Raw genomic sequence first — 17,346 nt, forward strand, 5'->3', positions numbered from 1 at the left:
CAGCAGATTGGTGTCAGGGTACCGGGTCATGCCCGTGACCCCCCCAGGGGTGGCAGCGCGCAAGCCGACGCAGGGTCAGCCAGCCGCCACGCAAAAAACCGTGCCGGCGGAATGCCTCGATGCCGTAATGCGAACAGGACGGAGTATACCGGCAGCGCGGCCCGATGAGCGGGCTGATGCAGAGCTGATAGACCCTGATCAACGCGATGCAGAGGCGCGACATTTCTTGGGCAACCGGCTAAATAGCTGCAGCAGCGCCGCGCGGGCCGCAGCACCTTCGGCACGCCCGAACCGCTGGCGTACCCGCACCACCACATCCAGACCTTCCAGCTGCGCATGATGCAGGCGGAATGTTTCACGGATGGTGCGCTTCATATAATTGCGCGCAACCGCCTGCTTGGCGGTTTTCTTGCCCACGACCAGCCCGATGCGCGCCCCCGGCTGATCATTGCGCCGGCCCAGCAACTGGAACCACTCATTGCTCACGCTGATGCGCAAATTAAAAACGGATGAAAAATCATCCGTTTTTAATAGACGCATGCTGCGCAGGAAACGATAGTGACCCATCGACGCTGCCAGCTGCACGGCGAAGCGGTCTGCTTAGGCAGACAGGCGCTTGCGACCCTGGGCGCGACGTGCGTTCAGAACGGCACGGCCACCACGGGTCTTCATGCGGGCACGGAAACCGTGAGTGCGCTTGCGGCGGATAACGGAAGGCTGGAAAGTACGCTTCATGACAAGTCCCTAAACCGGAAAAGTGCTTGGTAAACGCGTGATTAGAGCAGCGCACGCCCCTTCTGTCAAGCTGCGCAGCCGCAGTTTTCTTTGCCGCAGCCTGTGGATAAGTCGGTGCGCGCGGGGTACAATCCGGGCATTCAATCCAATTCACAACGGGTCGCCGACGCATCACCTGCGGCATGGCTGTTTGCGGTTTCTGGCAAGACAGTGTGCGCACGAGGTCGGCGGCCCGTTGCATTTCATCATGTCCGACTTGTCATTTCTCTGGCAGCACTGCCTGAACGAACTGGAACAGCGTCTGGGCGCCAGCCAGTTCAATATCTGGATCAAGCCGCTCGTCGCCGAGCTGGTCGACGGCACGCTGCAGGTCAATGTGCCCAACCAGATTTTTCTGCAGTTCATCCGCGACCGCCATCTCGGCATGATCGAAATGGTGGCGGCCGAGTATTGCAATGGCGAGCCGCCGATGATCAATCTGCGCGTCGGCGCCAAGCCGGTCGCCCCGCCGCCCCCCGCCCCACCCAAGCCCAAAGCGCGCCCGGCAGCCAGCGACGCACCGGCTGCCGAAGCCGACCCGCAGCCCCAGCCTGCCGCCAGCGCGGAGAAAAAGCCCGCGCGCCGCTTCGAAGCCGGCAGCAGCAGCCATGAAATCTCGCGACTGAATCCGCTGTTCACCTTTGAAACTCTGGTGACCGGTAAAGCCAACCAGGTGGCACGCGCAGCCGCGCAACAGGTCGCCGAAAACCCGGGCGCAGGCTACAACCCGCTGTTTGTGTATGGCGGCGTGGGCCTGGGCAAGACTCACCTGGTGCAAGCCATCGGGAATCTGGTGCATCAATATAATCCGCAGGCACGCATCCGCTACATCCATGCGGAAAAGTACGTGCAGGACGTGGTAAAGGCCTACCAGCACAAATCCTTTGACGAATTCAAGAAGTACTACCACTCGCTCGACCTGCTGCTGGTCGACGACATCCAGTTCTTCGTCGGCAAGGATCGCACGCAGGAAGAATTCTTCTATCTGTTTAATGCGCTGGTCGAAGGCGGCAAACAGATCATCCTGACGTCCGACCGCATCCCGCGCGAAATCGAAGGCCTGCAGGAACGTCTGACCAGCCGCTTCTCCTGGGGCCTATCGGTCGCCATCGAGCCGCCGGAAACCGAAATGCGCGTGGCGATCCTGATGAAGAAAGCCGAAGCCGATCACTTCAAGCTCGACAGCAATGTCGCCTTCTTCATCGCCAAGAACATCCGCTCCAATGTGCGCGAACTGGAAGGCGCACTCAAGCGCGTGCTGGCCTACGCCCGCTTCACGCACCAGCCGATCACGCTGGAAGCCGCCAAGGAAGCACTGAAGGACATTCTCGCCGCCGGCAACCGCCTGGTCTCGGTCGAAAACATCCAGAAAACCGTGGCGGATTTTTACAAGATCAAGGTCCCGGACATGCACTCGAAAAAGCGCGCCCGTGACATCGCCCGCCCCCGTCAGGTAGCCATGGCACTCACCAAGGAGCTGACACAGATGAGCCTGCCGGCCATTGGCGAAGCCTTTGGCGGGCGCGACCACACCACCGTGCTGTATGCCTGCCGCACCATCGAGGAAATGCGGCAGAACGACAGCGAGCTGGCGCACCAGTACGGCGTGCTGCTGCAAATGTTGCGCAGTTGATACCGGCGCAAGGCAAACCCTCTTTGACGCCTGATTTCAGGTAAAATTCTGCCGTTTGACTGTCTAACTGACTAACACTTCCACGGGAAAGCTGATATGCAATTGTTGCAAGCTGAACGCGATGCCCTGCTCAAGCCGCTGGCCACCGTCACCGGCATCGTCGAGCGCCGCAATACCCTGCCGATTCTGGCCAATGTGCTGATCCGCAAGGAGGGCGACAAGCTCACCTTCACCGGCACCGATCTGGAAATCCAGATTGCCAGCAGCCAGGTGGAAGGCTTCTCCGGCAACGATTTCGCCATCACCGTGGCGGCCAAGAAATTCAGCGACATCCTGCGTGCGATCCCCGACAAGACCGTGGTATCGCTGGATGAGGACGACAGCCGCCTGACCATCAAGGCGGGAAAAAGCCGCTTCAACCTGCAAACCCTGCCGGCTGCCGATTTCCCGACGCTGGCCGTGGACACCAACCTGCGCGCCACCGTGCGCCTGCCGCAAGGCCAGCTGAAGGCGCTGCTGGGCCGTGCCCAGTTCGCCATGGCGCATCAGGACATCCGCTACTACCTCAACGGCCTGTTTATGGTCACCGAGGGCAATCTGCTGAAGCTGGTCGCCACCGATGGCCACCGCCTCGCCTTTGCCTCGGCTGAACTGGCCACCAGCTTCGACAAGAACGAAGTCATCCTGCCGCGCAAAACGATTCTGGAGCTCTACAAGCTGCTGGCCGACGTGGACGACGAAGTCGCCATCGATATCGCCGGCAATCAGGTGAAGTTCAGCTTCGGCAACATCGTGATCCACTCCAAGGTGGTCGACGGCAAGTTCCCCGACTACAACCGCGTGATTCCGCAGAACAACGACAAGCTGCTGACCATCGAGCGCACCCAGCTGCTGGCCGCCATGCAGCGCGCTGCGATCCTGTCGAACGAGAAATTCCGTGGCGTGCGCGTGGTGCTGACTTCCGGCTCGCTGAAAATCCTGTGCAACAACAATGAACAGGAAGAAGCGCAGGAAGAACTGGAAGTCGCCTATCAGGGCGAGCCGCTGGATATCGGCTTCAACATCCAGTACCTGCTCGACGTGCTGACCAATCTGCAGGTGGAAACACTGCAGTTTGCCTTTGGCGACGTGAATTCCTCGGTACTGGTCACCATGCCGGACAACGCCAACTTCAAGTACATCGTGATGCCGATGCGCATCTAAGGCAGCGCCTCAGATAGGGGTCGGGATATCCATCCCGACCCATTGTGTTTTATAGCGTAGCGACACATACCCCGGTAAGCGCCACGCACCCACCGCAGAATACGAAGCAGTCCATGAGCGAAAACAATCTCCCGCAGGAACAGAACGGCCAGGAATACGGCGCAGACAGCATCAAGATCCTCAAGGGTCTGGAAGCCGTACGCAAGCGCCCCGGCATGTACATCGGCGACACGGGCGACGGCACGGGCCTGCACCACATGGTGTTCGAAGTGCTCGACAACGCCATCGACGAAGCGCTGGCCGGCCACTGCGACACCATCAAGGTCATCATCCACGCCGACAACTCGATCTCCATCGAGGATAACGGCCGCGGCATCCCGACCGCGATCAAGGAAGACGACGAATTCAAGCGCTCGGCCGCCGAAATCGTCATGACCGAGCTGCACGCCGGTGGCAAGTTCGACCAGAACAGCTACAAGGTATCCGGCGGTCTGCACGGTGTGGGCGTGTCGGTAGTGAATGCCCTGTCCGACTGGCTGCGCCTGACCATCCGCCGCGATGGCAAGGTGCACACCATGGAATTCCGCCAGGGTGAACGTGTCGACCCGCTGAAAGTGATTGGCGACACCGACAAGCGCGGCACCGAAGTGCACTTCATGGCCAGCGTGGAAACCTTCGGCGTGGTCGAATTCCACTACGAAATCCTCGCCAAGCGCATCCGCGAGCTGTCCTTCCTGAATAACGGCGTGAACATCACGCTGATCGACAAGCGCAACGGCAAGGAAGAAAACTTCGCCTACTCGGGCGGCGTGAAGGGCTTCGTGGAATACATGAACCGCGCCAAGTCCACCCTGCATTCGCACATCTTCTACGCGCTGGGCGAAAAAGACGGCATGACTGTCGAATGCGCGATGCAGTGGAACGACAGCTACGCCGAAACCGTGCAGTGCTTCACCAACAACATCCCGCAGCGCGACGGCGGCACCCACCTGACTGCACTGCGCACGGTGATGACCCGCACGCTGAATCAGTACATCGAAAGCAACGAAGTCGCCAAGAAGGCCAAGGTCGAAACCAGCGGCGACGACATGCGCGAAGGCCTGACCTGCGTGCTGTCGGTGAAACTGCCCGACCCGAAATTCAGCAGCCAGACCAAGGACAAGCTGGTTTCCAGCGAAATCAGCCCGGTGGTGCAGGAAGTGCTTGGTCAGGCACTGGCCGACTACCTGCTGGAAAACCCGAACGACGCCAAGACCATCTGCGGCAAGATCGTCGAAGCCGCCCGCGCCCGAGAAGCCGCGCGCAAGGCCCGCGAACTCACCCGCCGCAAGAGCGTGCTCGACGGCATCGGCATGCCCGGCAAGCTGGCCGACTGCCAGGAAAAAGACCCGGCACTGTCCGAAATTTACCTGGTCGAGGGTGACTCCGCCGGCGGCTCGGCCAAGCAGGGCCGCGACCGCAAATTCCAGGCCATCCTGCCGCTGAAGGGCAAGATCCTCAACGTCGAGCGTGCGCGCTTCGACAAGATGATCTCCAGCCAGGAAGTCGGCACGCTGATTACCGCACTGGGCTGCGGCATCGGCAAGGACGATTTCAACATCGACAAGCTGCGCTACCACCGCATCATCATCATGACCGATGCGGACGTGGACGGCTCGCACATCCGCACGCTGCTGCTCACCTTCTTCTACCGCCAGCTGCCCGAGCTGGTCGAGCGCGGCTACATCTACATCGCCCAGCCGCCGCTGTTCAAGGTGAAGCACGGCAAGCAGGAACGCTACATCAAGGACGAAGCCGAGCTGAAGCAATACCTGCTGCAACTGGCCCTCAATGGTGCCGAGCTGCTGCCGGGCGCCGGCCGCGCCGCCATCAGCGGCGACGCACTGGACGCCATTGCCAAGAAGCTCTTCGTGACCGAAGGCATCATCGAGCGCTACAGCCGCTTCGTTGACCCGACCGTCATGGGCGCCCTGCTGAACGCACCGCTGCTCGACCTCAGCACCGCCGAGGCCGCCGCCGCCGCCGCCAGCGCACTCAGCGCCGCCGTCAACCACCCGGCCTTCACCATTAGCGCGCAACAGCACGACGAAGCCCATCTGCTGAAGATCGAGCGCAACCTGCACGGCGTAATTACCGTGCAGTACATCGAAGACGACTTCATCCGCAGCAACGACTACCGCCTGCTGCGCGACACCGCCGACACACTGCAAGGGCTCTTGGCCAGCGACGCCGTCGTGCGCCGTGGCAGCAACGAAACGCCGGTGGCCAGCTTCAAGGATGCACTGGACTGGCTGATGAGCGAAGTCCGCCGCAACATGACCATCCAGCGCTATAAAGGCCTGGGTGAAATGAACCCCGAGCAGCTGTGGGAAACCACCATGGACGTGAACGTTCGCCGCCTGCTGAAGGTGACGATTGATGATGCCATCGCAGCCGATGCGATCTTCACCACGCTGATGGGCGACCAAGTCGAACCGCGCCGTCACTTCATCGAACAGAACGCGCTGATTGCGCGGAATATCGACGTGTGATATTTCGGTTCGAGCAGTAGTAAACGACAAAGCCACCGCACGCGGTGGCTTTGTTTTTAATGGGTATATAGCCGCAGCCTCTTTATTTTCTTGGCTGTAGAGCAATACCCATAGGCTTCTTCGTCATGCCGGCGAAGACTGGCATCCAGCGACGTAGCTTGGGTTGCGCGCAGCGCGCACCGAAGGAAGTCCTCTTGGGGGAAAACCCAACACTCTGCGGCATTTCGATGCCAAGCAGGCATCCAGCGGTTTTGCTTTTCAGCGCCTGCGGCGCGGTGTTTCCATACGCGTTTCCGCCCCACAGGGACTTCCTCCGGTCGCCGCCGCCAACGGGAAGGGGGGATTTGTCTCGGCAAATCCCCCTTCACCCCAAAGCCGAGCCCGTTCCGCCGGCCCTTCGGGCTTCCCTGCGATGCTCGCAATCAACAGCGCGGGTTAGTTGGCTGTACTGATGAAGGCCAATTGACAGGTTCGGTTGAGGCAATCATGCAACTGCACTGTATTACTAACTTCGATCAGGTCTGTCCTGCTTCCACATACAGGGCATTGGGTTGGTTGCTCAGACTGAATGTAAGTAATTGAAGAGCTGCGCATAGTTGCAACCTGATCTTTCAGTGTGAGAGGCTGATTTTTCAGATCATCTATCCGCTGCAGATCAAAACGATGGGCGAGTTGATTGATCGCGTGATAAACATCTGCGCCTTGAACTCCGCCTTCAGCGTAGTCGTCTGCGAGCGTGGTATCGTCCAATTCAAGACCAAAATGAGTCTTTAGCAGGACAGCACAGATAGTTCGGAATTGCGTTTCGGTCATTGGTAATTTGTTTGTTACAATATAGCTTCGACGAAAAGCCTAATTTAAATCAGTGACCTACGATATAAATACATGCTCAGCATGGTATGCCAAGAATGAGGGATCGGGGTTAAATTTATTTGGCAGTGTGATGCCTTCCCCATTAAACCTCCAAAAATAGTCTTTAGCCAATTGGCTTTGATCTGTAAGTAACCGCTCTGACACGCAGATGGTGAAATCAGGCCTGATGGTTAGTAGACCTTCTTTGTCATGTAGCGCAGAAAGGCACAAGCCATTGGCTGGATTAAGGCGGTTGCGCTCGTCTTTGCTCCAAGGCACGATATGACTTGCCACCAGCAGTTTGGGTTCGGCAAGTCCGGTGATGCAGCAGCGATGCTCATAACTGCTCAAAACCGCTTTCCGGAAAAATGCCTGTTTTACTCGGGCTTTGGCCTGCACAAGGACATCTTCACCGTAATAATGGTTCGAGATGTCTGTGGGTTCCACTTCGCTGGAAAGACTTGAAAGAGCTGCATCGTGCTGTGCCAGTTGATCGACCATTAACTGGCTTTGATAGCCAATCGTTTCAGGGTCTTGCGTAAATTCAGCCCAAATTTCCCTATCCAGATTCGATGCACCAGCTAAGCCTTTGCGGCCGTTGCCGATAATTTCTGGGTCGAGGCTGGCAAAATTGCAGAGCTTCATGGCTAAAGCACTGGGCGTTCTGCCTATTTTGTGAGCGGTTACAATTATCAGTGGATTGGTTTTGTGCAGCCGCCCGAAGGGTAGCTGGCAATATAGATTGATTGCAATCAGCAGTTGATCGCGCGTCCAATTGTTTGCCATGTACCCGAAGTCCTTGCTTATTCTGTTTGGAACTGAGCCGTAAGCATAACAGTATCTTCCGCAAAAATTCCATGTACAGCTCAAATCCACTACTTTTTCATCGCAACTGAGTTGCTGTCGCCATTTAGAAAGCAGGCTGAACCCTGCACGTAGTTTTGACTGACATCAATGAAGCGATTAAGTCGCGTCATGCTTAATCGTGATCTTCCCGCCTTTATACCAAGATGGGGGTTAGGCCGCTGGCCTTTCATTTCAATGGCTGTGGCGATATACCCATGACAATCACTGTTGCTTCAGCCGCCAGCAACCTTTAAACCATTGCGGGTCGGCGATGTCCCAGTCGGCGGCGGTCGACTGCCGGTGCTGCAATAGCCATACGCCATCCAGCTCGCACACCAGCTGCCAGTTGTCGCTGCTTTCATTCAACGGCTGGGTCTTGGGCAGGGCGAGGCTCCAGGCGGGCAGCACGTAAATCTGGCCGCCGCGCAGAATGCCGCGGGTGTGTTCGAAATGGTGGCCGCGCGCGTCCGTGCCCTTGTAATACAGCCAGCTGAGGGTGCTGTCCGGCATGGCGATGCGGGTCTGGATGTCGGCCAGCATGCCGGCGGGCGCAGTGTTGAGGGTGGTGGTGCACGCGGCAAGCAGCGCGGGCAGGATCAGGGCAAGCGTGCGTGTCGGCATGGGGGAGTGGTTGCGCTTGGGTGTGATTGATGGCGGAAGCACGCGGCCTGTGCTGCCACGTCAGGGCGTAGCGGTCGGTGCGGGCAGGCGGATGCATTGCTCGACAGGATGGCAGGGCCTGCGGTGCCAGCTGCCGTTTTCCTTCCCCAAATACAGGGGCACATCGCCAATCTGTTCGATCAGGAGCCAGTCCTTGCTGTCGATGCTGACGGGGATTTCCCGGGGCAGCGCCATGCTCCATTTCGGCACCCGATAGATGCGGTAGGAGCCGAAATAGGCGCGGACGTGGTGGAAGATGTGCGCCTTGTCATCCGAGCCGGTGTACCACAGCAGGCTCATGGTCTTGTCGGGCTTGGCGAGTTGTTCCTGAATGTCCTCCAGCATTTCTGCCTCTGGCATGCTCCAGGTCGTGGCGCAGCCACCCAGTAAAAAGAGACTGGCCAGCAGCAGCGCAGCAGCATGTCGTGACATCGTTTTTCCGTTTGGCGAGAGGGGCAAAATGCTGTCACCCTGTGACAGCAAAGCCGCACTTTAGGGGGGCGCGGATATGGCTGGCAATGACAAGACTCACACGCGTCGCGGCACTGCCTCACCCTGATCAGGCGGGCGGCATCCCCGGAAGACGGCAGGCAGCAGCAATACCCGGCAATGGATAAGGCCACAGCCCTTATTGAATAATATCCATACAGCCATACCCCGGAGCAGTTGCAACTGGAAAGCTGGCAGGGGCAGCACCGAACTTCGTCGTAGCGAGCCGGTCTGAACAGGCCGTCACAACTGCCGCCCGCCATGCCGCGCTTTCTGCCCGCCCTCTCGCCCCGCCACTGGCCGTTGCTGGTGCTGCTGGCGGTGCTGTGTACCGCACAGGCAGCCGGCCATGACGGGCGCCGCCTGCTGCAGATGCTGGTGCTGCTGTTGCCGGGCTGGCTGTGGCTGGCTTGGCCGCTGGCCTCGCGCGGCGGGCGGACGCTGCAGGCCGTGCTGGCGGGCTTGCTCGGGCTGGCCTTTCTGCTGGATGGCATCGTGCGTGCCTTTTTGCTCGACCAGTATCAGGCGCAGCCGGGCAGCGCCATGGTGCTGGGCGCGGTGGCCAATACCTCACCGGACGAAACGGCGGAATTTGTCGCTATGTACTGGCGGGCGGTGCTGGGCTGGTCGCTGGCCGGCGTGCTGGGCGCCGGCACGCTGGCGGCCTGCCTGTGGCAGTGGTGGCGCAAGCCGCCGCGCCGGCTGCCGCTGCGCTGGAAGCAGGCCGTGGCGCTGGGGCTGATTCTGGCGCTCGTACTGGCCGCCTATGCCAGCAAGCCGTGGCGGCGCCATCACCCCCTGCTGTTCTGGCCGGGCTGGCTGCAGCAGGTGGCGCAGTTGCAGCAGCAATGGGCCACGCTGGACGGGGAACGCCAGGCCCTGCTGCTGCAGGCCGAACGCCTGCAGCCGGAGCTGACGGCCGCGGCCCCGGATACGCTGGTGCTGGTGATTACCGATAGCGTGAATCGCGACCATTTCGGGCTGTATGGCTACCCGCGCGCCACCACACCGCAACTGCAGGCCGTGCAGCAGCGCGCTCGGCCGGCGCTGCAGGTGTTCCGTCATGCCTGGTCGGTGGATGCATCCACCGTGCCGGCACTGCGCAATCTGTTCCAGTTCGGCTCGCCGGATCAGCCGGATGCGCCGCATCTGCTGGCACTGGCGCGGGCGGCGGGCTACCGCGTGTGGTGGATCGGCAATCACGCCGATCTGGCCATCGAGCAGGAACACGCCCGGCTGGCGCAGCAGGTGCGCATGGTCAACCAGTCACCGGGACGCTCGGGCGGCCAGCCCGACGGTGTGGTGCTGCCGGAGCTGGCCGCCGCGCTGGCCGACCCGGCCCCCCGCAAGCTGGTGGTGATTCACCTGCTGGGCGCCCACCCGCATTACCGCCTGCGCTACCCGGCGGGCGACAATCCCTTCAGTGGCGCGGCGGATGCGGTGATGGCCAGCATGCAGGCCGCCGGCCGCCCCGGCTGGCTGCGCGGCCTGCGCAATGACTATGACGCGGCCATCCACTACCACGACCGCGTGCTGGCCGGCACGCTGGAGCATGTGCTGCAGGCAAGCGGCAAGCGGGTGTGGCTGTATTTGTCCGACCACGGGCAGGAGGTGGGGCAGGAAAGCAACCACGCCGGTCACAGCCCCATGACCGCCAGCGGTTACCGCATCCCGCTGCTGCTGTGGCAATCCCACCCGGGCACGCAGCCAGCCGCGACTGGCGAGCCGGTCCGTGCCGACTGGCTGGGCTACAGCATCACCGCCCTGCTGGGGCTGGCTTGGTCCGGCGCCCGGCCGGAACGCGACGTGCTCTCGCCCGGCTACCGCTGGCAGGCGCCGACGCTGCCGGTAGCGGTGGATTTCCGCCGCTAGCCTGCCGTGCCACACTCACGGTCGCAGGGCTCGCTAGTGGCGCGCTTACCATTTCACGATGCCAAGCGTGACCTTGATCCCGCCCACCAGCGTGGAGCCGCCGTAATCCTTCGCAAGGCGGAGCAAGGTGTCATGAAAGCCCAAATTGGGGAAGGCTTCTTCGACTTGCACAATGGCGTCCTTGCTCATGCCCTTGCGCAGCGCACCTTTCGACGCATCAATCCAGTCGGCCTTGCGGCAGGCTTCGATAACCCGCTCATGCGGCCCGTGGTAGGGCGAGATTTTATGGTGCCAATGAATCGCGCCTCGCAGTGCTTCCGCATCCAGCCCCCATCCGTATCTCTCGTTGTCTGCCAGCGCCACGGCTTCCGAGGGCTCAAGGTAAGCCAGCTCGTGCTCTGTCCAGAGCCCGATGTCGTGGTAGGCAAACGCCGTTTCCACCAGCGCTTCGCACTCGGGATCATTACCCAGAAAATGCATGGCATAGGTGATGGTGCGATACACATGATTCCGATAGCCCGGAAAATCGCGGCCGATCACGCTTGCGTAGCGCGCCAGCAGTTCCTCGACGCGCGGGCGCTGCCGTTTGATGAGAATGGCCGCCATTGCCGGTGCTCCAGTTCGCAGATACCCATCAGCTTAATCGGCTGACCTCGGCGGCTCAAGCCACACCGACTACAGCGCGGGCACGGCCACTGCACAACCTGCGCCCCAGCCATCCCGCACGCTTCATGCATTGCGCAAGCGGCGGAAAAACCAGCCGGACACACAGGCCTAGAATGGTGGCATACCCACCGCAGGATCGTGCCATGACTGACTTGTATTCCTTGCTGCAGACCGATACCCCCCTCACGCATGTGTTCTATGGCGACAGCATCACGCATGGCGTGCTGCATACCTTTGGCGGGCGCTGCTTTGCCGAGCATTTCACCGAGCGCGTGCGTTTCGAGCTGGGCCGCGCCGACGATGTGGTGCTCAATACCGCGTATACGGGGCTGAATACACGGCAGCTGCGCGAGCATTTCGCGCAGCGCGTGGCGCGTTTTCGTCCCGATGTGTTGTGGCTGATGGCGGGGATGAATGATTGCAACACCCGGCTGGCGGACGGGCAATTTGTTCCGCAGGAGGCGTTTCGTGCCAATCTGGCGGCGATGATTGACGCCGTGCGCGGCTGGGGCGGGCAGGTGGTGCTGCAGACCTGCACGCCGGTGTGGCCGGGGCTGGCGCCCGAGCGCAGCGACAGCCTGCCCGCCTACAACGCGGCAACTCGGGCGCTGGCCGCAGAGCAGGGCGTATTACTGGTCGACCACGCGGCCGAATGGCACGCCCGCAGCGATCGGCAGCAATGGTATATGGCCGATGCCTTTCACCCGAACGCGCACGGCCATGTGCTGATGGCGCACACGCTGTTCCGTGCGCTGGGCATCTTCGACCCCGCCGCCCCCAGTTGCCAGCTCTTCGTACCGTGATGCCCCAGCCGGCCGACATGCCCATACATCACCCCCCATACTCATGAAGATGATTTTTCAAAAGGCCATCCCACCCATACCCCTCATAAAGAACGAAACAGCAGCCCCCACCAGGCGCCGGCTTCACACTCTTTCACAACTTCACACGGATTGATACGCCGCCAGCGGGCAGCATGGCCCCACCTGAAACCGGCGCACTGCGCCTTGTGGAGTTGCCCATGCTGCGTTACCCGATCTCCGTCTGCCTGCTGGCGCTGCTGGCCGCCACCAGCCCCGCCGAGGATCTGCCCGCCGATGACGAGGCCGACCAGCCGGCGTTCGCGGCCGCCGCCCCTCTGCCGCTGGCGGGACTCTGGCTGGCCCCCGCGTACGGCTATGCCGTGCAGCTGGACGAACTGGGCGCGGAGCTGCGCCTGACCCGCTATGACTACACCAGCCAGTATTGCCTGATCGCCGATCAGCTGCAGCAGCCGGCCGCAGCGCTACGCCAGTCGCTGCGCCAGCGCGGCCAGCAGCTGGAATGGCTTGAACCGGGCCAGCAGTTCACCCCCGGCATCCTTTTCCAGCGCGCCACAGCGCTACCGGAAGCCTGCCAGCCCGCCCGCCTGCTGGCCAGCCGCGAGCAGGATGGCTACCAGCCCGATGCCCGCCGCGATTTCGAGCTGGTCTGGCAGACCTACGCCGAGCACTATCACGATTTCAGCCTGAGCCGCACCGACTGGGCCCGCCAGCACCAGCTTGGCAGCGCGCTCGCTCCTGGCAGTGGCGATGCCAGGCTCTATGGCGTGGTCACGCAACTGGTGGCCCCGCTGCGCGACGGGCATGTCACGGTGGAATGGCAGGGGCAAAGCACGACCGTCACCCGCAAGCCGATGTATCTGCTGCAGCTGGCCGATGACTATGCCCGGCAACGCAACTGGTCGCCGCCCTTCACCACCGCCCAGCAGCAGGCCATCGACCGCCACGTCAGCAAGCAGACCCGCCTGCTGACCGCACTGCCGGAGCGCTATGCCGCCGCTGGCAAACCTGTGCAGCGAGCCGCCAACAACCTGCTGAGCTGGTTCACGACCGCCGATCAGGTGGCCTACCTGAATGTGCAGCAGCTCTCGGGCTTTAGTGGCACGGAAGCACTGGCGCAGGATCTGCCGGTGCTGGACGCCGCGCTGGAGCGCATCCTGGGCGAAGTGCAGCACAGCCGCGCCCTGATTCTGGATCTGCGCTTCAACCCCGGCGGCTTTGACGAAAATGCCATGCGCATCGCCAGCCGCTTCATCGATCGCCCGACGCTGCTGTACCGCAAACAGGCCAGACTGGGCAGCAGCCGCACGCCGGCGCGCCCGGTGGTGGTCAAACCCGCCAGCGGCAAACGCTACAAGGGGCCTGTAATCGTACTGACCAGCAGCAGCACCTTCAGCGCCGCCGAAGTGCTGGCGCTCAGCCTGCGCAATCTGCCGAATGTGATTCTGGTTGGCGAAGCCAGCGGCGGCGCATTGTCCGATTCGCTGCACAAGCACACACCGGGCGGCGTGCAGTTCAGCCTGTCCAACGAATACTACCTCTCGCCGCAGGGTGAATGGTTTGAAGGGCGCGGCATCCCGGTACGGCACGCGGCGCCCTTCCCGAACGAAACGGATCTGGCACAACGCCGCGACCCGGGACTGCTGAAAGCGCTTTCGCTGATTCCGCGCTGAGCGGCATTTACACGGATTGCAGCACCAGCCGGAGAGCAGGGTATGGGGGCCGAGCTCAACATACCCTGCACACCATATCGACCAAAACCAATATTCACAACACCTTCAAGAGCATACCCAGATTAAACAACTCACCGCACGCAACCAGCCTCGCCAGTACTACCCAGCGTCTGCAAGCGGCTGAAGCGGGTTTGCGTTTCCCCATCCTGTTCCAGCAGGGTAAAGCCGTCCGAAGTGTGCTGGCTGATCGGATTCAGATCCGGCGGATGGGATTCGTTTTCATACAGCCAGATCAGCCGCCCTTCATGTTCGCCCCAGAACCCCCGGATTGCCTGCGGGTAGGCTCCAACCTTGAACAGCGCCAGCAGCTGCGCATCATCAAGCCGAGGGCTGTCAGGCAATCTGGACTGCGCCTGCGGAAAAGCGATGAATTCGCCGTTGCCTTTCATCGTGACCCGATACACCGGGGCGTTTTCGCGCACCGAGGACCAGCTGCCCACATAGGCGCACGGCGCATGTGGCAGGTTTTCCAGCGGCAAGCGCTTGCGGGTGACAATCACCGTGGTTTCCAGAATGCCCGCATTCTCCAGCACGCAGGCTTGCGCGCCCCTGGCGCGCTGCAAGGCATAATCGGGCGCCATGGTGCCGGTAAAGTCCTCATCGAACAGCCGCCCGCAAAGCTCGTACTTGCCCTGCAGCGAACGCGCGGTCTGCATGAACATCAGCCACAATCCGCCAAGCACAAACGGCATGCAGAGCAGCAAGCGGAATATCCGTGTGCTGCCGGCGGCAACTTCACGGCGCAGCAGTTCGCGGGTTGGCAATGGCTTGGCCAGATGCCCACCCGCAGCGCGCCAGTCACGCAGCAGGCTGACATGCTTGGCTTGCAGCCAGTAGCCATGCTGCTCGCAACGATTGACTGCCAGCCGGAACCAATGACTGAATGCCTCCTGCTGCATGCGCTGCTGACAGACTGGGCAGGCGGCTGCGGCAGGCGGGCGCTTGTTTTGCAGCGCAACAATCCTGCCCAGCTGTTTTTGCCGCTTCTGATCATGGAAGGCGGCCCGCGCACTAGCTTGCCCAAGCTCCAGTTCCAGCGCGCCGGGCGGATAAAAGCCGCTGTTGCACAACGTGCACCAGCCCTTGGCAAGGCCGCTCGGGCCAGCCAGTGGCATCACTGTCAGCACCGCATGGCAATCGGGGCAGCCGATATTTCGGCCATGCTCAAACCGGTAAAAATCGCGCGGCTGGTCCAGTTGCACCTGGGTACGATGACCGCAATGCAGACAGAACGGACTATCCGGCGCAATCGCCGCGCCGCAATTGGGACAGGGAGGCATCACGGCAGTCACAGGGAGGAATACAGCACGTAGGCTCTGAGCAGCTGCCAGAGAAAAATCGCCGCAATGATCAGCTCGACAATGCGCAGGCAACGCCCGAGCAAGGAAACCGGCCAGAAACGCCACAAATAGGGCGGATCCCCCGGCAACTGCCGGTCGAGATCACGCAGTGCAGCCTGTTGCGCGGCTTCGCCCGCATAGCGGGTATTGGCACCACCGGCTTCCCGCCATTCGGCCAGCAGCGTCAGCTCGCCATTATCCAGCCAGACACCATGGTGCGCGCACGTTTCCAGCTGCACCGGACAGGTTTCCATATAATCGCTTTGCACCAGCAGCCGCTGGCAAACCGGGCATGGCCGCCGCTGCGTCTGCCCCTGCGGAATCATGTGCCGCCGGATACGTTCCAGCCTGCCACGCTGCATCAGAATGACCTGCTCGGACATCCGGTACAGCATGCCGTCTACCGCATTGCGGCGCATGAACATGCCAAAGCACTGCGGGCAACGGGCGGCAGTGATGCCATTGCCCAGGGCAAACAACCACTGTTCCAGCTCGCCATGCCCTGCCGGACAGAACATCCCCGATTGCTTGCGCAAGACCCGGTATTCACCCAGCGCTGGCAGATCAACGGCATGCAGGGTGCCACAGTAAGCACAGCATGGGGAATCAAGTGGCAGCACACTGCCGCATTCGGAGCAATTCATCGTCACAACACAAGGAGAAAGGGCAGCCGCCGGCAACTGACACCGCCTCGCCAGCGCAAACACTGTCGATCAGTGTAATGCCAAGGCCGGCCCGTGCTAAGCCAATACGGCCTTGTACCTCCAAGCCGTGGCATCGGCGGAACACTCCCCTGCACCTGCCCTGCCATGTGCGTGATTCAAGCTGGTCGTTGACCTACCCCAAGAGTCCGGCCGAGATGCTTGCCGGCTGGCTGGAAAGACCATTGCTTTTCTGTCCAGCCAGCCGGCCCCCAGAGAGGAATGGGCTCACCACTTCATCTCGCCCTTGGCGACCTTGGCGCTGAGTTCCAGCGAGGATTCTTCGCCGGCCTGCGGGTATTGCGCCTTCATGGCGGCAATCAGCTCGGCGGAATTCTGTGCCTGGGCAGCGGCAGCACGGAAGGCTGCCACGTAGTCGCGGGTGAAGGTCACGGCGCTGATGTCCTGCGCGGTACCGGCGGCGTAATGCCCCGGGATCACGGTTTTTGGCTTGAGCGCAACGATGCCGTCCAGCGTCTTCAGCCAGTCGAGCTGCGATTGCTCGCTTTGCGTATCGGCCATCCACACATGCAGGCCGTTGAAGTTCACCACGCCGCCAACGACGGCCTTGATCGACGGAATCCACACATAGCTGCGATCCGGCTGCGGGCCTTTCAGGTCACGCACCTGCAGCGTCTTCCCCTCCAGCTTCAGTGTGTCGCCCTGCAATTCCTGCGGGACGATGGTGGTCGCCGGCGCATCCTTGCCCAGCTTCGGTCCCCAGAAGGCCAGTTTCTTGGCGCGGGTGTGCTCGATATGCTCGATGGTGGTTCTGGTGGCCAGCACCTTCACGTCCGGGTAGGCGGCCTTAATGGTTTCCAGGCCGAAGTAGAAATCCGGATCACCGTGGCTGATGTAGACGGTGGTCAGCTTCTTGCCGCTGGCACGGATCATTTCGACCACTTTTTCGGCTTGCGAACGGCCAAACTGCGCGTCGATCAGGATGGCATCGTGCTTGCCGGATACCAGTACCGAGGTCACCGGGAAAATGGCCTCGTGGCCGGGATTGTAGACATCAAGCTTCAGCGCATCGGCAGCGAGTGCCGGTGTGGCAGCGATCAGGCCAAAGGAAATAAGGGCGCCGGCCAGCAGGCGGCGGGTAAAGAAGGGGGTAGGGCTCATGGTCTTGCTCCTGTGTCGGGATGTGCGTGAATGCATGAGCGGCATCTTAATTACGGAAAACAATGCAAAAAAGCGCATAATCAGCACAGGTTTATTGCAAAAT

General features: G+C 61.3%; 17 protein-coding genes. 6 read left to right on the forward strand and 11 right to left on the reverse strand.

Translation table 11 applies throughout. From position 1 onward, the window contains the following. Positions 1–13: 13 nt before the first annotated feature. The 3 genes from yidD to rpmH are packed head-to-tail and all read right to left on the reverse strand — an operon-like array spanning position 14 to position 735. The gene (yidD, locus tag INR99_RS00360; RefSeq protein WP_194114305.1) at positions 14–223 is read right to left on the reverse strand and encodes a membrane protein insertion efficiency factor YidD; all 210 of its coding nucleotides are present in this window, start codon (positions 221–223) and stop codon (positions 14–16) included. Continuing rightward, positions 199–567, reverse strand: coding sequence for a ribonuclease P protein component (gene rnpA / locus INR99_RS00365; protein WP_194114306.1), 369 nt, complete (start codon positions 565–567; stop codon positions 199–201). The genes yidD and rnpA overlap by 25 nt, the downstream gene beginning before the upstream one ends. A gap of 33 nt (positions 568–600) precedes the next feature. Next, a complete protein-coding gene (gene rpmH / locus INR99_RS00370; RefSeq protein WP_194114307.1) occupies positions 601–735 on the reverse strand; it encodes a 50S ribosomal protein L34 in 135 nt (44 codons plus the stop codon). 247 nt (positions 736–982) lie between these two features. On the opposite strand from rpmH, the gene dnaA reads away from it, so the two are divergent. The 3 genes from dnaA to gyrB all read left to right on the forward strand — a co-directional run bounded on the left by dnaA (position 983) and on the right by gyrB (position 6,141). After that, positions 983–2,407 carry a chromosomal replication initiator protein DnaA gene (gene dnaA, locus INR99_RS00375; protein WP_194114308.1) on the forward strand — a complete coding sequence of 475 codons (1,425 nt, stop codon included), beginning with the start codon at positions 983–985 and terminating at the stop codon, positions 2,405–2,407. Between the two features lie 96 nt (positions 2,408–2,503). Then, positions 2,504–3,610 carry a DNA polymerase III subunit beta gene (gene dnaN, locus INR99_RS00380; protein ID WP_194114309.1) on the forward strand — a complete coding sequence of 369 codons (1,107 nt, stop codon included), beginning with the start codon at positions 2,504–2,506 and terminating at the stop codon, positions 3,608–3,610. 113 nt (positions 3,611–3,723) lie between these two features. After that, complete coding sequence (gyrB, locus tag INR99_RS00385) at positions 3,724–6,141, forward strand: DNA topoisomerase (ATP-hydrolyzing) subunit B (RefSeq protein ID WP_194114310.1); 2,418 nt, start codon at positions 3,724–3,726, stop codon at positions 6,139–6,141. Between the two features lie 435 nt (positions 6,142–6,576). Here the strand turns inward: gyrB and INR99_RS00390 are convergent, their stop codons facing one another. From INR99_RS00390 to INR99_RS00405, 4 genes are all read right to left on the reverse strand, one after another. Continuing rightward, entirely contained in the window at positions 6,577–6,954 is a 378-nt protein-coding gene (locus tag INR99_RS00390) for a TA system toxin CbtA family protein (protein ID WP_194114311.1), read from the reverse strand. A gap of 57 nt (positions 6,955–7,011) precedes the next feature. Continuing rightward, positions 7,012–7,779 (reverse strand): HNH endonuclease, encoded by a 768-nt coding sequence (locus INR99_RS00395; RefSeq protein ID WP_194114312.1) that lies wholly within the window; start codon positions 7,777–7,779, stop codon positions 7,012–7,014. A 282-nt stretch (positions 7,780–8,061) separates the two neighbouring features. Then, positions 8,062–8,460 carry a hypothetical protein gene (locus INR99_RS00400; protein WP_194114313.1) on the reverse strand — a complete coding sequence of 133 codons (399 nt, stop codon included), beginning with the start codon at positions 8,458–8,460 and terminating at the stop codon, positions 8,062–8,064. A gap of 60 nt (positions 8,461–8,520) precedes the next feature. Then, complete coding sequence (locus tag INR99_RS00405; protein ID WP_194114314.1) at positions 8,521–8,931, reverse strand: hypothetical protein; 411 nt, start codon at positions 8,929–8,931, stop codon at positions 8,521–8,523. A 318-nt stretch (positions 8,932–9,249) separates the two neighbouring features. Here INR99_RS00405 and INR99_RS00410 point away from each other — a divergent pair, with 318 nt between their 5' ends. Then, on the forward strand, positions 9,250–10,860 hold the full coding sequence (locus tag INR99_RS00410) for a phosphoethanolamine transferase (RefSeq protein WP_194114315.1): 1,611 nt from the start codon (positions 9,250–9,252) through the stop codon (positions 10,858–10,860). 45 nt (positions 10,861–10,905) lie between these two features. Here the strand turns inward: INR99_RS00410 and INR99_RS00415 are convergent, their stop codons facing one another. Further along, a complete protein-coding gene (locus INR99_RS00415; protein WP_194114316.1) occupies positions 10,906–11,466 on the reverse strand; it encodes a phosphohydrolase in 561 nt (186 codons plus the stop codon). Between the two features lie 203 nt (positions 11,467–11,669). On the opposite strand from INR99_RS00415, the gene INR99_RS00420 reads away from it, so the two are divergent. After that, positions 11,670–12,329 (forward strand): SGNH/GDSL hydrolase family protein, encoded by a 660-nt coding sequence (locus INR99_RS00420; RefSeq protein ID WP_194114317.1) that lies wholly within the window; start codon positions 11,670–11,672, stop codon positions 12,327–12,329. A gap of 218 nt (positions 12,330–12,547) precedes the next feature. After that, positions 12,548–14,020, forward strand: a complete 1,473-nt coding sequence (locus INR99_RS00425; protein WP_228098010.1) for a S41 family peptidase — start codon at positions 12,548–12,550, stop codon at positions 14,018–14,020. A 131-nt stretch (positions 14,021–14,151) separates the two neighbouring features. Here the strand turns inward: INR99_RS00425 and INR99_RS00430 are convergent, their stop codons facing one another. The 3 genes from INR99_RS00430 to INR99_RS00440 form a co-directional block, all read right to left on the reverse strand. Further along, a complete protein-coding gene (locus tag INR99_RS00430; protein ID WP_194114319.1) occupies positions 14,152–15,360 on the reverse strand; it encodes a zinc-ribbon domain-containing protein in 1,209 nt (402 codons plus the stop codon). Positions 15,361–15,368: 8 nt separating this feature from the next. Further along, entirely contained in the window at positions 15,369–16,064 is a 696-nt protein-coding gene (locus tag INR99_RS00435; RefSeq protein WP_194114320.1) for a TFIIB-type zinc ribbon-containing protein, read from the reverse strand. Positions 16,065–16,349: 285 nt separating this feature from the next. Further along, entirely contained in the window at positions 16,350–17,243 is an 894-nt protein-coding gene (locus INR99_RS00440; protein ID WP_194114321.1) for an MBL fold metallo-hydrolase, read from the reverse strand. Positions 17,244–17,346 lie beyond the last annotated feature (103 nt).

Source organism: Chitinilyticum piscinae (assembly GCF_015223195.1).
GTDB lineage: Bacteria > Pseudomonadota > Gammaproteobacteria > Burkholderiales > Chitinibacteraceae > Chitinilyticum > Chitinilyticum piscinae.